Below are 20,347 nucleotides of genomic sequence, written 5' to 3' on the forward strand. Positions count from 1 at the left end.
TCGAACGCAGGTTTGGGCGGCAGTCTTTCCCGAGTTGAGACCTCACGGACACCTCGGCACCCCGCGCCCTCTTCCCGCGGCGACTATTTCCCCATACCGGCCGATTCGCCGAGGGGCCTCCCACCAACACCCTTGACACGTCCCTCCACTTGGATCCCTACTGGACCTTGCATCCCGCTATGACAACGTTGTCCATGCATTTTCCCGGGGAGGAACGGCTCGGCATGCAGCCACCACGCGGCACCGATCACGGATCAGACAAGGCCCCTCACGCGGTCCCCCGCCCGGCTCACCGCCGGAGACGGACCCCCACAGCAGCCGCCCTGGCGGCCTCCCTCGCCCTGGTGGTGATCGCCCCCGCGGTCGCCACCGCCCAGCCCTCCTCGCCGGACCGGAAGCCGTCCGGCGACCGCACCTTCAGCACCTCGTTCGAGGCGGACGAGAAGCAGCCGGACTGGCGCGGCACCGTCGAGGAGGGCCCCGACGGCGAGAAGCGCTCCTCGGGCGTCGACGGGGGCTTCTCCTCCGGCATACCGGGCAATGTCACCGACCGGGTGACGGAGCTTCGCGCGAGCGCCGAGAACACCGCCGGCGGGGAGGTCAAGGAGAACCTCGTCGACGTCGAGCCGGGCTCCAAGTGGCTGACGTTCAAGCCCACCGGCTGGGTCGAGTTCGACCTGGACGAACCCGTCAAGGTCATGACGTACGCCCTCACCTCGGCCAACGACCACGCCGAGCGCGACCCGGAGGACTGGACGCTCAAGGGCTCGGTGGACGGCAAGGAGTGGACCGACCTCGACACCCGCACCGGCGAGAAATTCGCCAAGCGGCACGAGACGAAGAGTTACGACTTCGCGGGCGACACCGCCTACCGGCACTTCCGCCTGGAGATCACCGCGAACAACGGCGCTGCGGACGCGCTTCAGCTCGCCGACGTTCAGTTCTCGAACGGTGACACCTCCGCGCCGGTGCCCGACGAGATGCGCAGCCAGCCCGACCGCGGCCCCTCCGGATCCCCCACCGCGAAGTCCGGCGCGGGGTTCACCGGAAAGAAGGCCCTGCGTTACGCGGGGACCCACACGCCCGAAGGACGCGCCTACTCGTACAACAAGATCTTCGACGTGAACACGGCCGTCACCAAGGACACCGAGCTGTCCTACCTGGTCTACCCGCAGATGGGCGAGACGGACCTGAACTATCCCGCCACGCACGTCGCGGTGGACCTGGCCTTCACCGACGGCACGTACCTGAGCGAGCTGAAGGCCACCGACAGCCACGGCGGGCTGCTCACCCCGCAGGGCCAGGCGGACGCCAAGCGCCTCTACGTCAACCAGTGGAACAAGGTCGCCGCCCGCCTCGGCACGGTCGCCGCGGGCAAGACCGTCGACCGGATCCTGGTGGCGTACGACTCCCCCAAGGGGAAGGCGAAGTTCCAGGGCTGGATCGACGACATCACGATCGCCCCGAAGAAGCCGGAGAAGCGCAAGGCGCACCTGTCGGACTACGCGCTGACGACCCGCGGCACCAACTCCAGCGGCGGCTTCTCGCGCGGCAACAACATTCCGGCCACCGCCGTCCCGCACGGCTTCAACTTCTGGACGCCGGTCACCAACGCGGGCACCACCAGTTGGCTGTACGACTACCACCGGGGCAACAACGCGGACAACCTCCCGACGCTCCAGGCTTTCGCCGCCAGCCATGAGCCGAGCCCCTGGATGGGCGACCGGCAGACCTTCCAGCTGATGCCGTCGGCCGCGAGCGGAACTCCGGACGCGTCCCGGACGGCCCGCGCGCTGCCGTTCCGGCACGAGAACGAGACGGCGAAGCCGCACTACTACGGCGTCACGTTCGAGAACGGCCTCAAGGCCGAGATGACGCCGACCGACCACGCGGCCCGGATGCGGTTCACGTACCCCGGCAAGGACGCGAGCCTGGTCTTCGACAACGTCACGAACGACGGCGGCATCACCCTCGACCCCGAGACCGGCTCCTTCTCCGGCTACTCGGACGTCAAGAGCGGCCTGTCCACCGGGGCGACCCGGATGTTCGTGTACGGCGTCTTCGACGCGCCGGTCACCGACAGCGGCAAGCTGAAGGGCGGCGGGGGCGACGACGTCACCGGGTTCTTCCGCTTCGACGCCGGCAAGGACCGCACGGTCAACCTGCGGCTGGCCACCTCGCTGATCGGGGTCGACCAGGCGAAGCAGAACCTGGCCATGGAGATCCCGGAGTCCACCTCCTTCGACCGGGTGCAGCGCAAGGCGCGGGGCGCCTGGGACGACATCCTGCGGACGGTCGAGGTCGAGGGCGCCAACGCCGACCAGCTCACGACCCTCTACTCCAGCCTCTACCGGCTCTACCTGTACCCGAACTCCGGCCACGAGAAGGTGAAGGGGAAGACCCAGTACGCCAGCCCCTTCTCCAAGGCGGTCGGCGAGAACACCCCGACGGAGACCGGCGCGAAGATCGTCGACGGCGAGGTGTACGTCAACAACGGCTTCTGGGACACCTACCGCACCACCTGGCCCGCGTACTCCTTCTTCTCCCCGAAGAAGGCCGGCGAGCTGGTGGACGGCTTCGTCCAGCACTACAAGGACGGCGGCTGGACCTCGCGCTGGTCCTCCCCCGGCGCGGCTGACCTGATGACCGGCACCAGCTCCGACGTGGCGTTCGCCGACGCCTACGTCAAGGGCGTGAAGTTCGACGCCGAGGCGGCGTACGACGCGGCGCTCAAGAACGCCACCGTGGCCCCGCCCTCCTCGGGCGTCGGCCGCAAGGGCCTTCAGACCTCGGTCTTCACCGGCTACGCGGACACCGAGACCCACGAGGGCCTGTCCTGGTCGCTGGAGGGTTACGTCAACGACTACGGCATCGCCCGCATGGGCCAGGAGCTGTACGAGAAGACGAAGAAGGCGCGGTACAAGGAAGAGTCCGAGTACTTCATGAACCGGGCCCAGAAGTACGTCAAGCTCTTCGACGACAAGGCCGGGTTCTTCCAGGGCAAGAAGCCGAACGGCGACTGGCGTCTGCCCTCCGGCAGTTACGACCCCCGCGTCTGGGGTTACGACTACACCGAGACCAACGGCTGGGGCTACGCCTTCACCGCCCCGCAGGACAGCCGGGGCCTGGCCAACCTGTACGGCGGCCGCGACGGTCTCGGCAAGAAGCTCGACACGTACTTCTCCACGCCGGAGACGGCGGGCCCGGAGTTCGTCGGCAGTTACGGCGGCGTCATCCACGAGATGACCGAGGCGCGTGACGTGCGGATGGGCCAGTACGGGCACAGCAACCAGGTCGCCCACCACGCCACGTACATGTACAACGCGGCCTCGCAGCCGTACAAGACGCAGGAGAAGGTCCGCGAGGTGCTGGGCCGGCTGTACGTCGGCAGCGAGATCGGGCAGGGCATCCACGGCGACGAGGACAACGGCGAGCAGTCGGCCTGGTTCCTCTTCTCCTCGCTCGGCTTCTACCCGCTGGTGATGGGCAGCGGGGAGTACGCGATCGGCTCGCCGCTCTTCAAAAAGGTCACCGTCCGCATGGACAACGGCCGCAAGCTGACCGTCAAGGCCCCGAAGAACAGCGCCAAGAACATCTACGTGCAGGGCGTGAAGGTCAACGGCAAGAAGTGGACCTCCACTGCGCTCCCCCACGACGTCCTGGCCAAGGGCGGCACGCTGGAGTTCGACATGGGCCCGAAGCCGTCGGCGTGGGGCACGGGCGAGGACGCTGCCCCGGTCTCCGTCCAGAAGGACGACAAGGTCCCGGCACCCAAGGGCGACGCGCTGAAGGGCGACGGCGCGCTCTTCGACGACACCTCCGCCACCTCGGCGACGGTGGAGCGGGTGGAGCTGCCGGTGTCCTCGGCGACGAAGGGCGTCCAGTACACACTGACCTCGGCGGCGGCCGACAAGGCCCCGAAGGGCTGGACCCTCCAGGGGTCGACGGACGGCGAGAAGTGGACGGACATCGACCGCCGCTCCGGGCAGTCGTTCGCCTGGGACAAGCAGACCCGGGTGTTCTCGGTGGACAAGCCGGGCTCGTACACCGCGTACCGGCTGGTGCTGACGGGTTCGGCGACGCTCGCGGAGGTGGAGCTGCTCTCCTGACCCGTACGCGACGGGCGTCGGCGGCCGGTACCCCGAGGGCGGGGTGCCGGCCGTCGGCGTTCATGCTTGTGGGAGTCGTTCGGGCAGGGCGGGGTTCAGTGCGGCTGGAGGCTCCCGGGGCGGGCGGGTTCAGTGCGGCTGGAGGCTTTCCGGCAGGGCCACGTTGAGCGCGGCGACGACCGGCCGGCCGTGTTCGGTGCCGAGCCGGGAGAGGGCGCCGGTGGCGAGTTGGAAGAGCCGTCCCTCGGCCGGGGTCAGGCCGAGGTAGCGGGCGGTGAGGACGCGCAGGAAGTGCGAGTGCGCGACGAGCGCGATGTCCGCGCTCCCGATTCCGTCGGCGGCGGACCGGACGCCCGCGAGGACCTGGTCGGCCCGCTGTCCGATCTGTTCGGGGCTCTCGCCGGGGTGCTCGTCGGAGCCGGGGTCGACGCCGTCGGTCCACAGGTTCCAGAAGGGCCGGGTGCGGCGGATCGCCGGGGTGGTGATGCCCTCGTAGCCGCCGTAGTCCCACTCCCGCAGCTCGGGGGTGACCCGGGGATCGGGGAGTTCGGCCAGCTCGGCGGTGCGGCGGGCCCGGATCATGGGGCTGACGAGGGTGAGCCCGATGTTCCGGTCGGCCAGCAGCGTGACGAGCGCGCGGGCCTGGCGTTCCCCGACGTCGGTGAGCGGGAGGTCGGTGTAGCTCGTGTGCTGTCCGGAACGGGACCACTCGGTCTCGCCGTGCCGGATGAGGATCAGCTCGCCCATGGGGTCCGTTCGCTTTCTGTACAGGTGGTGCCGGTGGTGCGGGTGGGGCCCCGTACCGTAAGTCCCTCACCTGATCCATTTCCCGTGGGGGGACCGCATGTCCGACTACTTCCCGCCTCCGCCGCCCGAACAGCCGCAGCCGGAGCACCGGGCTCCGGTGGGTGCGGCGCCGCCTTCGCCGTGGGCGGCCCCCGCGGCGCCGCCGGGCAAGCGGCGTACGGGGCTGATCGTGACGCTCGCCGTGGGCGGCGGGCTGGTCGTGGCGGGGGTGGTGGTGGCGTCCGTCTACGCGTTGATGGACTCGGTCTCGGACTCCATCGCGCTGCGGCCCGAGCGGTCGGAGGCACCCTACTCCGAACCGTACGACGGGGAGCCGCCGTACGAGGAGCCGGTGGAACCAGCGCCGGAGCCCACCGTGACCGAGCCGGACGTGAAGGAGGACGTCACGATCACCGCGTGCACGCGCGATCCGCAGATCGGATGGCAGTCGGCGAAGGTGAAGGTCGTGAACGGCTCGTCCACGACGGCGAGCTACCACATAGGGGTCGAGTTCCTCGACAAGGACGGCACGAAGGTCGCAGAAGGCGTCACCGGAGTGGTCGACCTCGGGCCGGACAAGAGCGTCGTGGAAGAGGTCAACGGCCTCGGCGAGGTGCCGCGCGGTACGACCTGCCGACTCGTCGACCTCATGCGGGTGCCGACGGAGGGCTGAGGGAGGCCTCGGGCAGCGGGCGCGGAAACGGCGCGAGGGCCGCACCCCGGGGTGACCCGGGATGCGGCCCTCACTGCTCGGTCCGGCCCGCCTACTTGCGGATCAGGCTGCGGAGCACGTACTGCAGGATGCCGCCGTTGCGGTAGTAGTCCGCCTCGCCGGGGGTGTCGATGCGCACGACGCCGTCGAACTCCACACCGGTGTCGGTGGTGACCTTGACCGTACGCGGGGTCGTGCCGTTGTTCAGCTCGGTGACGCCGGTGAAGGAGAAGGTCTCCTCGCCGGTGAGGCCGAGGGTCTCGGCGGTCTGGCCCTCGGGGAACTGGAGCGGGAGGACGCCCATGCCGATGAGGTTCGAGCGGTGGATGCGCTCGTAGGACTCGGCGATGACGGCCTTGACGCCGAGGAGCGCGGTGCCCTTGGCGGCCCAGTCGCGGGACGAGCCGGAGCCGTACTCCTTGCCCGCGAGGATCGCGAGGGGGGTGCCGGCGGCCTGGTAGTTCTGCGAGGCGTCGTAGATGAACGACACCGGGCCGTCACCCTGGGTGAAGTCGCGGGTGTAGCCGCCCTCGGTGCCCGGCGCGATCTGGTTGCGCAGGCGGATGTTGGCGAACGTGCCGCGGATCATGACCTCGTGGTTACCACGGCGCGAGCCGTAGGAGTTGAAGTCACGACGCTCGATGCCGTGCTCGGTGAGGTACTTGCCGGCCGGGGTGTCGGCCTTGATGGCGCCGGCCGGGGAGATGTGGTCCGTGGTGACCGAGTCGCCGAGCTTGGCGAGCACCCGGGCGCCGGTGATGTCCTCGACCGGGGTCGTCTCCATCGTCATGCCCTCGAAGTACGGGGGCTTGCGCACGTAGGTGGACTCGGAGTCCCACTCGAAGGTGTTGCCGGTCGGGATCGACAGCGCCTGCCACTGGGCGTCGCCCGCGAAGACGTCGGCGTAGGACTTGTTGAACATGTCCTCGCCGATGGAGTTCGCCACGACGTCGTTGACCTCGGCCTCGGAGGGCCAGATGTCGCTCAGGTAGACCGGCTTGCCGTCCTGGTCGACGCCGAGGGCGTCCTTGGTGATGTCGACCTTCATCGAACCGGCGATGGCGTACGCGACGACCAGCGGCGGGGACGCCAGGTAGTTCATCTTGACGTCGGGGTTGATCCGGCCCTCGAAGTTACGGTTGCCGGAGAGCACCGAGGTGACCGCGAGGTCGTTCTCGTTGACCGCCTTGGAGACCTCGTCCGGCAGCGGGCCGGAGTTGCCGATGCAGGTGGTGCAGCCGTAGCCGACGAGGTTGAAGCCGACCTTGTCGAGGTACGGGGTCAGACCCGCCTTGTCGAAGTAGTCGGTGACGACCTTCGAGCCCGGGGCGAGGGTGGTCTTGACCCACGGCTTGCGGGTCAGGCCCTTCTCGACCGCCTTCTTCGCCACGAGCGCGGCGGCGACCATGACGTAGGGGTTCGAGGTGTTGGTGCACGAGGTGATCGCGGCGACGGTGACGGCGCCGTGGTCGATCTCGTACGTCGAGCCGTCGGGGGCCGTGACGGTGACCGGCTTGGACGGGACGCCGTTCGGCGTGGTGGACGGGGCGTCGGAGGCCGGGAAGGACTCCTTGCTCGCCTCCATCTCGTCCGCGACGTAGTTGCGCACGTCCTGGGCGAACTGCTGGGAGGCGTTCGCGAGGACGATGCGGTCCTGCGGGCGCTTCGGGCCGGCGATGGAGGGGACGACCGTGGAGAGGTCGAGCTCCAGCTTCTCGGAGAAGTCCGGCTCGGCGGCCGGGTCCAGCCAGAGGCCCTGCTCCTTGGCGTACGCCTCGACGAGGGCGACCTGCTGCTCGTCGCGACCGGTCAGACGGAGGTACTTCAGCGTCTCGTCGTCCACGGGGAAGATCGCGGCGGTGGAGCCGAACTCCGGCGACATGTTGCCGATGGTGGCGCGGTTGGCGAGCGAGGTGGCGGCGACGCCCTCACCGTAGAACTCGACGAACTTGCCGACGACACCGTGCTTGCGGAGCATCTCGGTGATGGTCAGCACGAGGTCGGTGGCGGTGGTGCCGGCCGGGAGCTCGCCGGTCAGCTTGAAGCCGACGACACGCGGGATGAGCATGGAGACCGGCTGGCCGAGCATCGCGGCCTCGGCCTCGATGCCGCCGACGCCCCAGCCCAGCACGCCGAGGCCGTTGACCATGGTGGTGTGCGAGTCGGTGCCGACGAGGGTGTCGGGGTAGGCCTGGCCGCCCCGGACCATGACCGTACGCGCCAGGTGCTCGATGTTCACCTGGTGGACGATGCCGGTGCCCGGGGGGACGACCTTGAACTCGTCGAAGGCGGTCTGGCCCCAGCGCAGGAACTGGTAGCGCTCCTTGTTGCGGCCGTACTCCAGCTCGACGTTCTGGGCGAACGCCTCGTTGGTGCCGAACTTGTCGGCGATGACGGAGTGGTCGATGACCAGCTCGGCCGGGGCCAGCGGGTTGATCTTCGCCGGGTCCCCGCCGAGCTCCTTGACGGCCTCACGCATGGTGGCCAGGTCCACGACGCACGGCACGCCGGTGAAGTCCTGCATGATCACGCGGGCCGGCGTGAACTGGATCTCCTGGCTGGGCTGCGCCTGCGAGTCCCAGCCGCCGATGGCCCGGATGTGATCGGCGGTGATGTTCGCGCCGTCCTCGGTACGGAGCAGGTTCTCCAGCAGGACCTTCAGGCTGTACGGGAGGCGCGCGGAGCCCTCTACCTTGTCCAGCTTGAAGATCTCGTACGACTCGTCGCCCACGCGCAGCGTGCTGCGGGCGTCGAAGCTGTTCGCCGACACGACAGTCTCCTTCTTCAATGTGCGCGTATCTCCGCGCCGCGCCTCATTGGCAGTCGGCGCCGCGTTTGCCGTACACCGTCCCGACCATCCGCTAAGGTAAGGATTAGTTAGGTAACCCTTACCGGGCGGCGGCTATGGTGCGCCTCGGCAGATATCTCGATGTCGAGATAACTCTAGTACATAGCCGCCGCTCGGTCATGCCCAGGTGCCCCCACCGTCCCGCCGGACGTGCCCGTACGGCGGGACGGGGTGCTCGGACCACGCCCGTACGCGGGATCGGGATACTCAGGCCACGGCCGTCCGCAGAACGCGGTCGAGTGCCGTCCGGCCGGCGGGCCCCCAGGTCGGCTTGCCTCCGGGAAGCCCCCGGTCCCCGTTCCGGCCCATGAGCATGAGGACCAGGCTTTTCATGGCGGCCAGCCCGCGGGCGCGCCGGATCATCGCCTCGTCCGCACGCCCGTACGCGGCGAAGAACCGTGGAGCGGCACCCGCGGGGAGGACGACCCACGCGGCCGCGAGGTCCCACGCCGGGTCGCCGGCGAACAGGTCACCGAAGTCGATCACGCCCGAGAGCGTCCCGTCGGACACGACGACGTTCGCCGGGTGGAGATCGCCGTGCACCCATACCGGCGGCCCCTCCCACTCGGGGGCCGCGACGGCGTCGTCCCAGACGGCCCGGACCTCGTCGGCGATGCCGTCGGGGACGACGGCGTGGAAGAAGTGGTCGAATCCCTCCGTGTGCGCACGGGGATGACCGCCTCGGTCCGAACCGGCCGGCGCGTCGGCGGGCGCCTCCACGTGAAGGGCCCGGAGGAAGTCCGCCAGAGCACCGGCCGCATGGTCGCCGCGGCTGATCGAGGTGCGGTCCAGCGGCTCACCGGGAACCCACGTCATGACCGTCCAGGGCTTCGGGAAGCGTACGGACGGTTCGCCCGCCCGCACGGGGTTCGGGACGGGCAGCGGCAGACGAGGAGCCAGGACCGGCAGCCACCGGCGCTCCTTGAGCTGAAGTTCCGGGGCGCGTTCCGTACGCGGCATGCGGACGGCCAGCTCGTCCCCGAGGCGCCACTGCTGGTTGTCCCACCCGCCCTCGACCTCGCGGACGGCCAGCCGCGCGAGGTCCGGATGCTGCTCCTGGAGCAGGCCGCGGACCAGGTCCGCCGTGATCTCGATCGCGAAGTCGGTCATGCGGAGCCACGGTAGTGCGGCGGGCCCGCCGGACGGGCCGGGCCCCGCGCACAGAGCCTGGGTTTGTCAGTCGAGACAGAACTCGTTGCCCTCGATGTCCTGCATGTTGAGGCAGGACTCGTTCTCCTCGTCGGCGAGCAGCAGTTCTCCGCGCACCGCACCGAGCGGGATCAGCCGCGCGCACTCGGCCTCCAGCGCGGCGAGGCGCTCCTCCCCCACCAGCCCGGTGCCGACCCGCACGTCGAGATGCACCCGGTTCTTGACGACCTTGCCCTCGGGAACGCGCTGGAAGTACAGCCGAGGGCCCACACCCGAGGGGTCCTGGCAGGCGAAACCCGCGTCCCGCTTCTCGGGCGGCAGCGAGAGGTCGTAATCGCCCCACGTGGCGAACCCCTCCGGCGGCGGCGGAACGACGTACCCCAACACCTCGCACCAGAAATACGCGACGCGCGAGGGCGACGCGCAGTCGAAGGTGATCTGTACCTGCCTGATCGGAGCCATCGGGCCACCCTAACGGCGAGCCGTTCGCCGAGCCTCCGGTTTTCGTCGCCGCGGGAGTCGCGGTACGGGTCGCCGTCGACGGATCGCCGAGCCGCTGACGCCCGTCGCCACCCGCTCAGCCCAAGTGGGCGGCGCGGGGCCCGCGTTCGGCCGGGACGAATAATGAGGAAGCGGAACGCGGAGCACGCTGAAAGGATGACGCACTCCAGGGCCGACCGAAACACCAGGAGACGCACCCATCGTGACCCGCACCAGCGCCGTTTCACTGATCCGTTCCCGTTCCCTCTCCGACGTGGCCGAGTACGCCTATGCGGCCACCGCACCCGCCGAGGCCCGGCTGATCTTCCTCGCCGGTTCGTGTCCGCTCGACGAGCACGGCGAGACCGTGGCCGTGGGCGACTACGCGGGCCAGGCGGCGAAGGCCGTGGAGAACCTGCGTACGGCGCTCGCCGACGCGGGCGCTTCGATCGAGGACGTCATCAGCACGCGGGTCCTCGTGGCGTCGGCCCGGCAGGAGGATCTCGTGGCCGCCTGGGAGGTGGTCCGGGACGCCTTCGGCGACCACGACGTGCCCAGCACCCTGATGGGCGTCACCGTGCTCGGCTACGCGGACCAGCTCGTCGAGATCGAAGCCGTGGCCGCCGTCCTCGACGCCCCGGCCCCCAGGGAACCGGCCGGCCCCCCGTCGGCGTAACGACGGTGCGAACCGCCGCACCCCCGCACGCCGAGGCGCGTGGCGGGGGCGCGGCGACGCGCGTCGGCCACGCGGCCCGTACGGACGCGTCGGCCGCGCCCTTCGCTCCGGCGCGGGCCACCATGGGAGGAGGCCGCCTACGCGGAGCCGGTACACGCCCGTCACTCGAACGGCACACCCCCACAGCAACCTCATCTCATATCTGAGATAACCTGCCGTCATGTCAGACGACTACCTCGTACGCATCGGCAAGCTCATCCGTGACGCCCGTCAGCACCGGGGCTGGACACAGACGCAGCTGGCCGAGGCGCTCGCCACCAGCCAGAGCGCCGTCAACCGCATCGAGCGCGGCAACCAGAACATCAGCCTTGAGATGATCGCCCGCATCGGTGAAGCCCTCGACAGCGAGATCGTGTCACTCGGTTATGCCGGCCCGATGCATCTGCGGGTCGTCGGCGGCCGCCGGCTCTCCGGGGCCATCGACGTCAAGACCAGCAAGAACGCCTGTGTCGCGCTGCTGTGCGCCTCGCTGCTCAACAAGGGGCGGACAGTCCTGCGCCGGGTGGCCCGGATCGAGGAGGTGTTCCGGCTCCTGGAGGTGCTGAACTCCATCGGCGTGCGCACCCGCTGGGTCAACGACGGCGTGGACCTGGAGATCGTGCCGCCCGCGCAGCTGGACCTGGAGGCGATCGACGCCGACGCCGCGCGCCGCACCCGCTCGATCATCATGTTCCTGGGTCCGCTGCTGCACCGGACGGAGCAGTTCACCCTGCCGTACGCGGGCGGCTGCGACCTCGGCACGCGCACGATCGAGCCGCACATGATCGCGCTGCGCCGGTTCGGCCTGGAGATCGCCGCCACGGAGGGCCTGTACCACGCGCAGGTCGACCGGTCCGTCTCCCCGGACCGGCCCATCGTGCTGACCGAGCGCGGCGACACCGTGACTGAGAACGCCCTGCTGGCGGCCGCCCGCCACGACGGCACGACCGTCATCCGCAACGCCTCCTCCAACTACATGGTCCAGGACCTGTGCTTCTTCCTGGAGGCGCTGGGCGTACGGGTCGACGGCGTCGGCACGACGACGCTCACCGTGCACGGGGTCCCGCAGATCGACGTGGACGTGGACTACTCCCCCTCCGAGGACCCGGTCGAGGCGATGAGCCTGCTGGCCGCCGCGGTGGTGACCGAGTCCGAACTCACCATCCGCCGGGTGCCGATCGAGTTCCTGGAGATCGAGCTCGCGGTCCTGGAGGAGATGGGCGTCGACTGCGACCGCACCCCGGAGTACGCCGCCGACAACGCGCGCACCCGCCTGGTGGACCTGACGGTGCGGCCCTCCAAGCTGGAGGCCCCGATCGACAAGATCCACCCGATGCCGTTCCCCGGCCTCAACATCGACAACGTCCCGTTCTTCGCGGCGATCGCCGCAGCCGCGCACGGCCAGACCCTGATCCACGACTGGGTCTACGACAACCGCGCGATCTACCTCACCGACCTCAACCGCCTCGGCGGCCGCCTCCAACTCCTCGACCCGCACCGGGTCCTGGTCGAGGGCCCGACCCGCTGGCGCGCCGCCGAGATGATGTGCCCGCCCGCCCTGCGGCCCGCCGTGGTGGTGCTGCTGGCGATGATGGCGGCGGAGGGCACCTCCGTACTCCGCAACGTCTATGTGATCAACCGCGGTTACGAGGAGCTGGCCGAGCGGCTCAACTCGGTGGGCGCCCAGATCGAGATCTTCCGGGACATCTGACGGGCGGGGTGTCGTGCCCCTTGGGCCCAAGGGGCACAACACCGCAACATGCCATCTGACCTGTGCATACTCCCCTTCACAGCCCTTCACTGATCACTGCTGCTTTTCCGTACAACGAAGCACTACTAGCCGCCGGCCTACCAGTCCCCCACCAGTGAGGCGGCCACCAGCAGGTCGATCAGGGCCAGAAGCCCGTGGAACAGCAGCATCGTCCGGGACAGCGCCACCGCTCGCCAGGCCACCGGGGTCCCGTAACGCTCGGCGTCCATGGTGAACAGGGGCACAGGTGCGGGCGTAGCGGGGCCGGGGGCGGCGGGGTCAGCGTCCGAGGTCAGGTCCTCGGTGGGGGCGGACGCGCGTTCGTAGAGGGAGCGGAAGAGCCGTTCCTGCCCCAGGTGGAAGCTGTCCAGCAGCCAGAAGCCCATGGTCATCATCAGCGCGGCCACCACGACCGTCCAGGTCGGCCGACTGCTCGAAACGGCGACGAGCGCACCGCTCAGCGCCATGCTCCAGCCCTTGATCAGGAAGGAGTTGGTCCCGAGCCGGGCGATGGTGTGCTGGAGGAACTCCAGGTGCTTGATCCGCTCATCGCCGAGGACCGCGCTCATGCGGAGTCCCCGGTTCCGGGGCCGGGGGCGTGCGGCCCTTCGGCCGACTCCTCCTTGTCACCCCGTCCGGCCGACTTCTCCTCGTCAACCGGGCCGGTCGGCTGCTCGGGGAGTCGCTCGTCCGCTTCGTCCCGTACGCCGGATTCCCGTACGGCAGGGTCCCCTGCGCCGGGCTCCCCTACCTCAGCCTCCCCTGCGCCGGGCTCCCCTGCCTCAGGCTCCCCTGCGCCGGGCTCCCCTGCCTCAGGCTCCCCTGCGCCGGGCTCCTGGATGCCGGATTCCCGTACGGCAGTGTCGTCATCGGCCTCCCCCCACTGGCTGTTCAGCCGCTCGGCCACCCGCTCGAGGCGGTCGTGCAGCTTCGACGGGGCGTTGGTCTCCAGCACCTCCCGGATCTCGTCGAGCTGTTCCAGCCGGAGGCGCGGCAGGGTGTCGGCCGGGGCGAGGCCCGTCCGCTCGTCGTCCGCCGGGTACGGCCAGACCGTCATGCCGAGCGGGAAGTCGAAACCGCCCGCCGCCCCCGTCCTGGACCGCTCCTCCACCAGGGCGATACAGGCGTCGTCGAGCGTGTGGTGGGCCCGGTTCTCCACGAGCGCCGTCGCCGACCTCAGCGCGGACCAGGACGTGGCGTGCAGGGCCAGGTCCTCCCGGGCGGCCTTCAACAGCTTCACCGCGGAGTCCTCCGTCTTCTCCGTGGCCTTCCGGGCCCTCTCGGCCCGGTCCGCGTACGGGTTGTGGGCCAGGACCTTGGCCAGGACCGCGGAGGCGCTGAGCATCAGCAGGAGCACCACCACGGCCGGTCGGTACTGCTCCAGGTGGGGGAATTCAGCGGCGGCGCGGGCGCTCCGCAGGTAGGCCCACACCGCCACCATCCCCAGGATGCCGACGGTCAGCAGGACCGGAGCCGTCATGTTCGGCCAGGGCAGATCCGTTTGCGCCCGCTTCTCGGTCGGCGGGCCCTCGCGCTTCCACCGGCCGGCCACGGCGGAGCGGAGGCCGGTACGCCGTCGCTCCAGTCTCCGGTCCGCCCGTGCCCTGAACCGGAACACGGATTCCGCGAGCAGGGTGCCCGCCGCCAGCAGGCACACGGTGATCCCCAGGCCCGGCAGATAGGCCAGCCACCACTCCCACGAGCCCTTTCCGACGCCGATGACCTCCTGCACGATCGACGCCATGAAAGCGGCCTCGAACACCGCGCCGACCACCAGGCACAAGGGGAGGATCACCTTGCGCCACACGGTGGACGACCGGCGGAGGTCCTCCGGGCCGTCCGTGGCGTGGGCGAGCTCCAGCCGCCGTGCGCTCCGGCGGGCCCGGGCCGGTGACCGGCCCAGGGTGAGGCGTTCCACGGCCTCGATCCCGCCGCGCGCCCGCTCGGCGGAGCGGATCACCTTCGCGGTACCCGCACCGAGCTCCCCCTGTGCGGAGGCCAGTTGGGTGTTGGCGGTGGTGAACGCCCGCATCAGTACCGCGCGTTCCCTGCTGTCCGTACGGTCGACCGTCCGGCCGGCCGGACCTGCGGACACGGCGCCGGTCCCGTTGGGCGGGTCGCCGTTTCCCCTGCCGGACAGTGTGAGAAGTTCACGACCGCAGGGCTTCGCCGCCTGATAGCGCGCGCCGTTCGACACTGTCTCCCCATTGACGGCCATGAACCGCCACCGCCTTCCCGTTCGTCACCTGTTACCTGGTCACCACGATGTCGACCCGGCGGTCGCACTGAAGTGCCTCATCCGCGTCGCGGTCACCGCTCCCGGTGGCGACCGGCTTCGGGCAGGCTCCTGCCAGCCCGCGTCCGTACGCCGTCACATCGCGCACCCCGTGGGCCGTCAGCACCTCCGCGACGGCGTCCGCCCGCTGCTGGGAGAGCGACAGGTTGTTCCCGGCTCCGCCGCGTGGATCGACATAGCCGAGCACCTGCACCTCCGCCCCGGGGCTGCTCCGCAGCTCCACCGCGATACGGGTGAGCTCGCGCAGGCCCGGCTCCCGGATCACCGCGGAGCGCGGGTCGAACAGTGCGGCCCCGGGCAGCGGGTACGGCTGTGAGCGCCCCGCCCCGAAACGGACCACCGGGTCCGCGGGTGGTTTCGGGGCGGACGCCCGGCGCAGCGAGCCGGGTACGGGGGTGTCGACGGCACGGCAGTCCTCGGCCCGGGCCGGTTCGGCCCGAGTCTCCGCGCACAGGCGCAGCCAGAGCCGGTTGAGCCAGCCGGTCTGGGCCGGGGTGGGGGCCGGCTGGGCGCCCGCCGTCCGGCCCAGGCCCACGAAGGTGACCGGCACGCCCGCCGGTATCTCCTGCGGCAGCTCGGCGGCATCACGGCAGACCTCGGCGATGGCGTCGATCTCCCCGTCGTCGGCGAACCTCGCGGGGCGCAGATCGGCGCAGCCCGTGGTGGACAGGCCGTCGGTGAGGACGATCAGCTCGCCGGACCCCGATCCGTTTCCGGAACCTCCGTTTCCGTGGTCCTCGCGGCCGTCCTCCCGGCCGGCGCTCTCGCCCAGGACCGCGACGGCCGACCGGACAGCAGCGAGGATGTCGGTACCGCCGCTCGTGGGCACCGTCTCCTGTGCCTGGGCCAGGTTCTTCTTCAGGCAGGCGGTGGCGTCCTTCTCGCGCTGCTCCCGGTTGTTCGGATTGGGGTTCTTCCAGGTCCAGTCGGTCGACAGGCCCGGCGCCGACCACTCGATGTCTCCCGCTCCGGCGAAAGCCCCCACCGAGACGGTGTTCCGGTGCCTGACGGCCTTCTCCAGGTACGAAACGACCGCCTCGGTGTGGTCGCGGCCCCGGTCGGCCCCGGTCGAGCCGCGCAGGGACGCCGAGGCGTCCACGAGGACGACCGTATGGGCCCGGCCCTCGGCTGCCTTCTCCATCCAGTCGCACGTTCCGGGGGCGGAGGCCCCGTCGCCGCAGGACGTGATGCCCGCCGACAGGAGGACGGCCACGAGAGCGGGCGCCACCCCTCGGGCCACCACGGGGGCCCTCACGCGGATCGTCCCCGTGGAACCGGAGCCGGAGACGGAGCCGGAGGCCGGGCCCGACCCGGAACCGTCATGTGGGTCGGCGTCCGCCGCTCCCGTTCCCGCGGTCTCGGAGATCACCCAGGCGAACGGTGAGACGCCCATCTGCTTGCAGAAGCTGCTGAGGGCCTTGTCGTAGGCGTTGGTGAACTCGTAGAGCCCCAGCTGGTCATGGTCCTTGACCGCCTGGCCGAGCACCTGGGCGAGCGCCTGGGTGCCGTTGCGCCGGGTCTCCCGCAGCGCCTTCATCGTGGTGGCGAAGTCGCGGTCGGCGAGCGGGGCGACGAAGGGGGCCAGGAACTGCCGTTCCACCGCGCCCGGGTTCTCGGTCATCTCCAGCGTGGTGACCACGTCGATCCAGATCTCCGTGAGGGCCGCCGCGTGCTGGGCCTTGAGTTCGCCGAGCCGGTGCTCCTCCCTCATCCGGAGCTCGGTCAGCCGGAACGGCCGTACGTGGTCCCGCAGCGCGGGGTCGCTCCGCACCCGGACGGAGGCCCGGCAGCTGATCATGCCCTGGTCGTCGGTGTAGCACCACGTCTCGCCGAGCCTGCGGTTGATGGCCTCCTCCGCCGCGACCGGGTCGGCCGGGTCGTGGGCGCGGGCGATGCCCCAGGCCCGCCGGACCAGTTCGCGGCGGGCCGTCTCCTCCAGGGCTGCCGCCCGTTCCCGCAGGTCCTCGAACGTCATCTCCGTACTGCGCCAGCGGAAGTGCGGGGTCAGGTGGAACTCGAACACGTCGTCCCGGGACGCCACCGTCATCGGTACGTCGTGGAAGGGCAGTTCGGCTATCGCCTCGGCCCGTACGGGTTCCACGGACGTGCCGGTCAGGGCCTCGGGCGGCGACGCCCGCCGTGCCTCGGCCCGGGCGGGACGCTCGCTCTCCGGGGCGTCGGAGTCCCCCCGCCACCAGTCACGGATGCCGGCGAAGAATCCTTTGCGTACGGCCATGGGTCACTTCCTCTCTCCGGGCCCGGCGGTGCCGAGCGCGATGGACTGCTGGATGCGTCGCAGTACCGCCGATTCAGGCCGCCGCAGACGCCAGAGCCCCAGGTGGAACAGGGCCCGTCCGCGCAGCGGCCCGTGGAGGACACGGGGAACGATCTCCTCGAAGAGACGCTCGAGGGCGTCGTCACCCTCCGCTCCCGTCAGCCACCGCTCCAGAAGCGTCCAGCTGCGGGCCGATGTCTCCTGTGTGGTCAGGGCCCGGCGCAGCAGTCCCACCAGCAGGTGCCTGCGCCGCTCGTCCGCCAGGGCGAGTTCCGCCAGCGCGGGTCTGCCGCGCCGGGATGTACGTACGGTGAACCGGCCCAGCGCCAGCATCGAGCGGACCGCGTGCTGCGGCAGGTGGTCGTCCCGCGAGGTGATCCAGGCGTCCAGTTCGTCGGCGACCGGGTCCACCGGCCCCTCCAGGAAGAGCGAGGCCATGGAGAAGGCGACCGCGTTGCTGGACGCCAGCTGGGGTTTGGTGCCCAGCCTGCGCAGCTCCCGCAGGGCGGTCGGCAGGTCCTGGAGCCCCACGGTGGTGCCGTACGTACGGGCGGCGCTGTGGTGCAGCGCCCGGTTGTGGCCGCCCGCCCAGTTCTTCAGGCGCGCGGTCACCCGCCGGGACAGCGCCTCCTGCGCGTACGCCATCTCCAGCGCCAGGGCGGCACACTGCTGGTGCACCGACGAACGGCTCACGGCCCAGGGGTGCACCGTCTCGCGGTAGACGAAGTCGAAGTCGAACCGCATGAGGATGCCGACGATCTCGGCGACGCGGACCTTGATCCGCTCGGGCACACGGGCCTTTCGGGAGATGCTGCGGGAGGCTCTCCCCGGGACGTCTCCGGAAGCTCTTCCCGGGGCTCCGGAGACGATCACCTCCAGCCATCGCAGCAACGGCTTCCGCAGGTCGCCGTAGCTGTGCCAGGCGACCTCCAACAGGGCGGGCAGCAGCTCCCGGTCCGCCAGCACGGCACGGCGCGGACCGTCGGCCCGTGTGGTCGTCGCCCAGGTCCCGGGCGCGCGCATCTCGCGCGGAACGAGGCGGTCCAGGTCCCTGGAGAACACGAGGTTCACGGGTGCCGCGTCCCGGCTCTCGAAACGCGGCAGCACCGTGCCGCTCAGCAGATCGCCCGTCTCGATGACGTCCGCCAGCGGATGGCCGTGGAAACAGGCGTACGCGATCCGGATCGCCTGCCGATGCGGGTCCAGCAGCAGATCGGCTTCGGACACGCCATCCGGACTGAGCAACTTCCTCGCGAGCAGCGGGAGTCGGTCGCGCCACTCCCCGATGGCTCCGGCGATGTCGGCTTCGTCGGAGTGGACGCACTCGGCGAGTTTGCGCGCGAGCCGTACGACCTCCGCCACGGAGGCCGCCATGCCCAGCGCGCGATCGATCGGCCCCTCGCCCGCCAGCCGCGCGATGTACGCCTCCGAGTCGGCCGGGCCGCATTCCCGGCCGACGGCGCAGCGGGTGCGGTGGGTGGCCAGCAGGTCCCGCAGGTGCGCTTCGAGTACGGCGGAGAGATCGGGGCGCCCGTGCTCGAACACCAGGTGCTGTGGCCGGTCGGCCCCGTACGGGGCGGACTCGCCGATAACGACGACGTACACCCCCGCACGTACGGCGATGCGGGCGAGCGTCTCCAGCGTACGGACGCCGTACTGCTGCGCCCCGATGTCCACGACGTACCCCCGGCCCCCCTCCAGCAGCGCCTCCGCCTGCTCGCACACGCCCTGAAGGAGGTCACCGTCGTCGCGGTGCAGCGTGCGCAGCGCGTACCGGGCGCAGACCCTGGCGAACAACGTGGCGGCCGTCGCGTACCGGCCGCTGCCCGGCGGCCCCTCGAGGACCACGAGGTGGTGTTCCTTGAGGCCCAGGGCCATCTCGGTATGGCGGGCGACCTTCTCGTGGACGCGTACGAAGGCGTCCGCCTCGAAGGGAAGCGCCCAGACCTCGTCGGAGGAGGCCGACGCGGACTCGCCGTGGTAGTTCTCCACGTAGAAGGCGGTGCCCTGTTCGCCGGTGCTGACCGCGCTCCGCCTGGTCCTCAGCAGGCTGTGCTCACGGGCCGCCCGGTGCTCGACGAAGTCGACCTGACCGCCGTCGGGCGCGTCCTCGTCCGCCATCGCCTCGTTCTTGTCGGTGCCGTTCGACAGGAAGGCCCCTGGGGTCGGCTGCCCGTCCGGCTCCAAGCCGTCACCACCGGCGGTGGCACCGCTCGCCGGTTCGAGGAGCGGTTCCTGTCCGGGCAGGTCCGCGGAGGGTGGAGGGGCCTCGCCTTCCGGAATCGGTGACTCGGTCATGATGCACCTTTCCTCTCGGCGGACTTGGCGGACTTGGCGGACTTGGCGGATTTGGTGGATTTGGTGGACTTGGTGGATTTCGCGGACTTGGGCTTCGCAGGATCGGCCGGTTCGGCGAACCTCACGCGACCGGCGGGCTCTGCCGGGGCCACCTGGGCATTCTCGTTATAGATACCGTCCCTGTGCGCGATGACCGATCGCTCAGCCTTCTCGATATACGTTCCACCACCGCCTTTCCCGCCCTTTCCGGACCCCCGGCTCTTCTTCTTCGCCGGAACGTGCCGGCGAAGTTCCTTGATCAGCGGCTTCACGTCGGTAGGCAGATACGGCACCCTCACCCGCGCAGCCTGGCGTTGGCTCAGCCGGGCGATATCCTCGGGAAGCTCGTCCGCTGCGGGCAGGACGGAATCCACGTCCAGAAGCACGGGGATGACGAGCTTCCGCTGTTCCAGGGAGGTCCGGATCTCCTCCCGCACATAGTCGTGGGCCAGGTCGATCCGGCGCCTCTCGGTCCTCTTGTCCTTCAGGCGCAGCCACTCGGAGCCGATCAGCACGAGGAGCACTGTGCTCTTCTCCAGCTCCCTGCGTAGCTCCGGCGGGAAGTCCGTGCCCGCTTTCATCGAGCGGCGGTCACGGAAGACACGGCTCTTCCCGAAGACCTTGAGGAGTTCGCCGTCGAGGGCGACTGCGGCTTGATCTCCGTCACCGGTCCGGTAGTTGATGAAAATTCCCACCATCAGAATCCTTCTTTCTCGGAGGAAACTCTCGGGAACCGGCGAAGAATCGTGGGAGGCCGCGAGAGTCCAGGGAGGGGGCCATCAGGGGGAATGGCGACGGCCGGCCGTGCGAACAGCCGGGAAATGCGAGACTGGCAGTGTGTTCAGGCGCGGTCAAGAGTTGCCCGCGCCCCATGTGCGGGAACACGGAAC

Annotated in this window: 13 protein-coding genes; 4 read left to right on the forward strand and 9 right to left on the reverse strand. The window is 70.2% G+C overall.

What is annotated here, in order from left to right; all coding sequences use genetic code 11:
- Positions 1-224 precede the first annotated feature (224 nt).
- A complete protein-coding gene (locus tag AC3CH1_RS06500) occupies positions 225-4,109 on the forward strand; it encodes a GH92 family glycosyl hydrolase (RefSeq protein ID WP_488461983.1) in 3,885 nt (1,294 codons plus the stop codon).
- 129 nt (positions 4,110-4,238) lie between these two features.
- Here the strand turns inward: AC3CH1_RS06500 and AC3CH1_RS06505 are convergent, their stop codons facing one another.
- Entirely contained in the window at positions 4,239-4,856 is a 618-nt protein-coding gene (locus AC3CH1_RS06505) for a histidine phosphatase family protein (RefSeq protein ID WP_488461984.1), read from the reverse strand.
- 97 nt (positions 4,857-4,953) lie between these two features.
- On the opposite strand from AC3CH1_RS06505, the gene AC3CH1_RS06510 reads away from it, so the two are divergent.
- Positions 4,954-5,568: a hypothetical protein gene (locus tag AC3CH1_RS06510; RefSeq protein WP_488461985.1), complete on the forward strand. Its 615-nt coding sequence runs from the start codon at positions 4,954-4,956 to the stop codon at positions 5,566-5,568.
- A 91-nt stretch (positions 5,569-5,659) separates the two neighbouring features.
- Here the strand turns inward: AC3CH1_RS06510 and acnA are convergent, their stop codons facing one another.
- From acnA to AC3CH1_RS06525, 3 genes are all read right to left on the reverse strand, one after another.
- Complete coding sequence (gene acnA / locus AC3CH1_RS06515; protein WP_488461986.1) at positions 5,660-8,377, reverse strand: aconitate hydratase AcnA; 2,718 nt, start codon at positions 8,375-8,377, stop codon at positions 5,660-5,662.
- Between the two features lie 285 nt (positions 8,378-8,662).
- Positions 8,663-9,565, reverse strand: a complete 903-nt coding sequence (locus tag AC3CH1_RS06520; protein WP_488461987.1) for an aminoglycoside phosphotransferase family protein — start codon at positions 9,563-9,565, stop codon at positions 8,663-8,665.
- 66 nt (positions 9,566-9,631) lie between these two features.
- Complete coding sequence (locus AC3CH1_RS06525; protein WP_018956946.1) at positions 9,632-10,066, reverse strand: VOC family protein; 435 nt, start codon at positions 10,064-10,066, stop codon at positions 9,632-9,634.
- A 241-nt stretch (positions 10,067-10,307) separates the two neighbouring features.
- Between AC3CH1_RS06525 and AC3CH1_RS06530 the strand changes: the two genes are divergently transcribed.
- Positions 10,308-10,760 carry a RidA family protein gene (locus tag AC3CH1_RS06530; protein WP_488461988.1) on the forward strand — a complete coding sequence of 151 codons (453 nt, stop codon included), beginning with the start codon at positions 10,308-10,310 and terminating at the stop codon, positions 10,758-10,760.
- A gap of 220 nt (positions 10,761-10,980) precedes the next feature.
- On the forward strand, positions 10,981-12,510 hold the full coding sequence (locus AC3CH1_RS06535; RefSeq protein ID WP_018956948.1) for a helix-turn-helix domain-containing protein: 1,530 nt from the start codon (positions 10,981-10,983) through the stop codon (positions 12,508-12,510).
- A 137-nt stretch (positions 12,511-12,647) separates the two neighbouring features.
- Here AC3CH1_RS06535 and AC3CH1_RS06540 read toward each other — a convergent pair whose 3' ends face one another.
- The 5 genes from AC3CH1_RS06540 to AC3CH1_RS06560 all read right to left on the reverse strand — a co-directional run bounded on the left by AC3CH1_RS06540 (position 12,648) and on the right by AC3CH1_RS06560 (position 20,155).
- On the reverse strand, positions 12,648-13,118 hold the full coding sequence (locus AC3CH1_RS06540) for a hypothetical protein (protein ID WP_488461989.1): 471 nt from the start codon (positions 13,116-13,118) through the stop codon (positions 12,648-12,650).
- Complete coding sequence (locus tag AC3CH1_RS06545) at positions 13,115-14,644, reverse strand: hypothetical protein (RefSeq protein WP_488461990.1); 1,530 nt, start codon at positions 14,642-14,644, stop codon at positions 13,115-13,117. The genes AC3CH1_RS06540 and AC3CH1_RS06545 overlap by 4 nt, the downstream gene beginning before the upstream one ends.
- 154 nt (positions 14,645-14,798) lie before the next feature.
- Positions 14,799-17,081 (reverse strand): OmpA family protein, encoded by a 2,283-nt coding sequence (locus AC3CH1_RS06550; RefSeq protein ID WP_488461991.1) that lies wholly within the window; start codon positions 17,079-17,081, stop codon positions 14,799-14,801.
- 3 nt (positions 17,082-17,084) lie between these two features.
- The gene (locus tag AC3CH1_RS06555; protein ID WP_488461992.1) at positions 17,085-19,418 is read right to left on the reverse strand and encodes an NACHT domain-containing protein; all 2,334 of its coding nucleotides are present in this window, start codon (positions 19,416-19,418) and stop codon (positions 17,085-17,087) included.
- Entirely contained in the window at positions 19,415-20,155 is a 741-nt protein-coding gene (locus AC3CH1_RS06560) for a toll/interleukin-1 receptor domain-containing protein (RefSeq protein ID WP_488461993.1), read from the reverse strand. The genes AC3CH1_RS06555 and AC3CH1_RS06560 overlap by 4 nt, the downstream gene beginning before the upstream one ends.
- Between the last annotated feature and the right edge of the window lie 192 nt (positions 20,156-20,347).

The sequence above is a fragment of the Streptomyces sp. MGP-P1 genome (assembly GCF_057766565.1).

Coding starts and splice junctions, on each gene's coding strand:
- AC3CH1_RS06500 (WP_488461983.1), top strand. CDS start 225: ATGCAGCCACCACGCGGCACCGATCACGGATCAGACAAGGCCCCTCAC.
- AC3CH1_RS06560 (WP_488461993.1), bottom strand. CDS start 20,155: ATGGTGGGAATTTTCATCAACTACCGGACCGGTGACGGAGATCAAGCC.
- AC3CH1_RS06550 (WP_488461991.1), bottom strand. CDS start 17,081: ATGGCCGTACGCAAAGGATTCTTCGCCGGCATCCGTGACTGGTGGCGG.
- AC3CH1_RS06540 (WP_488461989.1), bottom strand. CDS start 13,118: ATGAGCGCGGTCCTCGGCGATGAGCGGATCAAGCACCTGGAGTTCCTC.
- AC3CH1_RS06525 (WP_018956946.1), bottom strand. CDS start 10,066: ATGGCTCCGATCAGGCAGGTACAGATCACCTTCGACTGCGCGTCGCCC.
- AC3CH1_RS06520 (WP_488461987.1), bottom strand. CDS start 9,565: ATGACCGACTTCGCGATCGAGATCACGGCGGACCTGGTCCGCGGCCTG.
- AC3CH1_RS06555 (WP_488461992.1), bottom strand. CDS start 19,418: ATGACCGAGTCACCGATTCCGGAAGGCGAGGCCCCTCCACCCTCCGCG.
- AC3CH1_RS06505 (WP_488461984.1), bottom strand. CDS start 4,856: ATGGGCGAGCTGATCCTCATCCGGCACGGCGAGACCGAGTGGTCCCGT.
- AC3CH1_RS06510 (WP_488461985.1), top strand. CDS start 4,954: ATGTCCGACTACTTCCCGCCTCCGCCGCCCGAACAGCCGCAGCCGGAG.
- AC3CH1_RS06535 (WP_018956948.1), top strand. CDS start 10,981: ATGTCAGACGACTACCTCGTACGCATCGGCAAGCTCATCCGTGACGCC.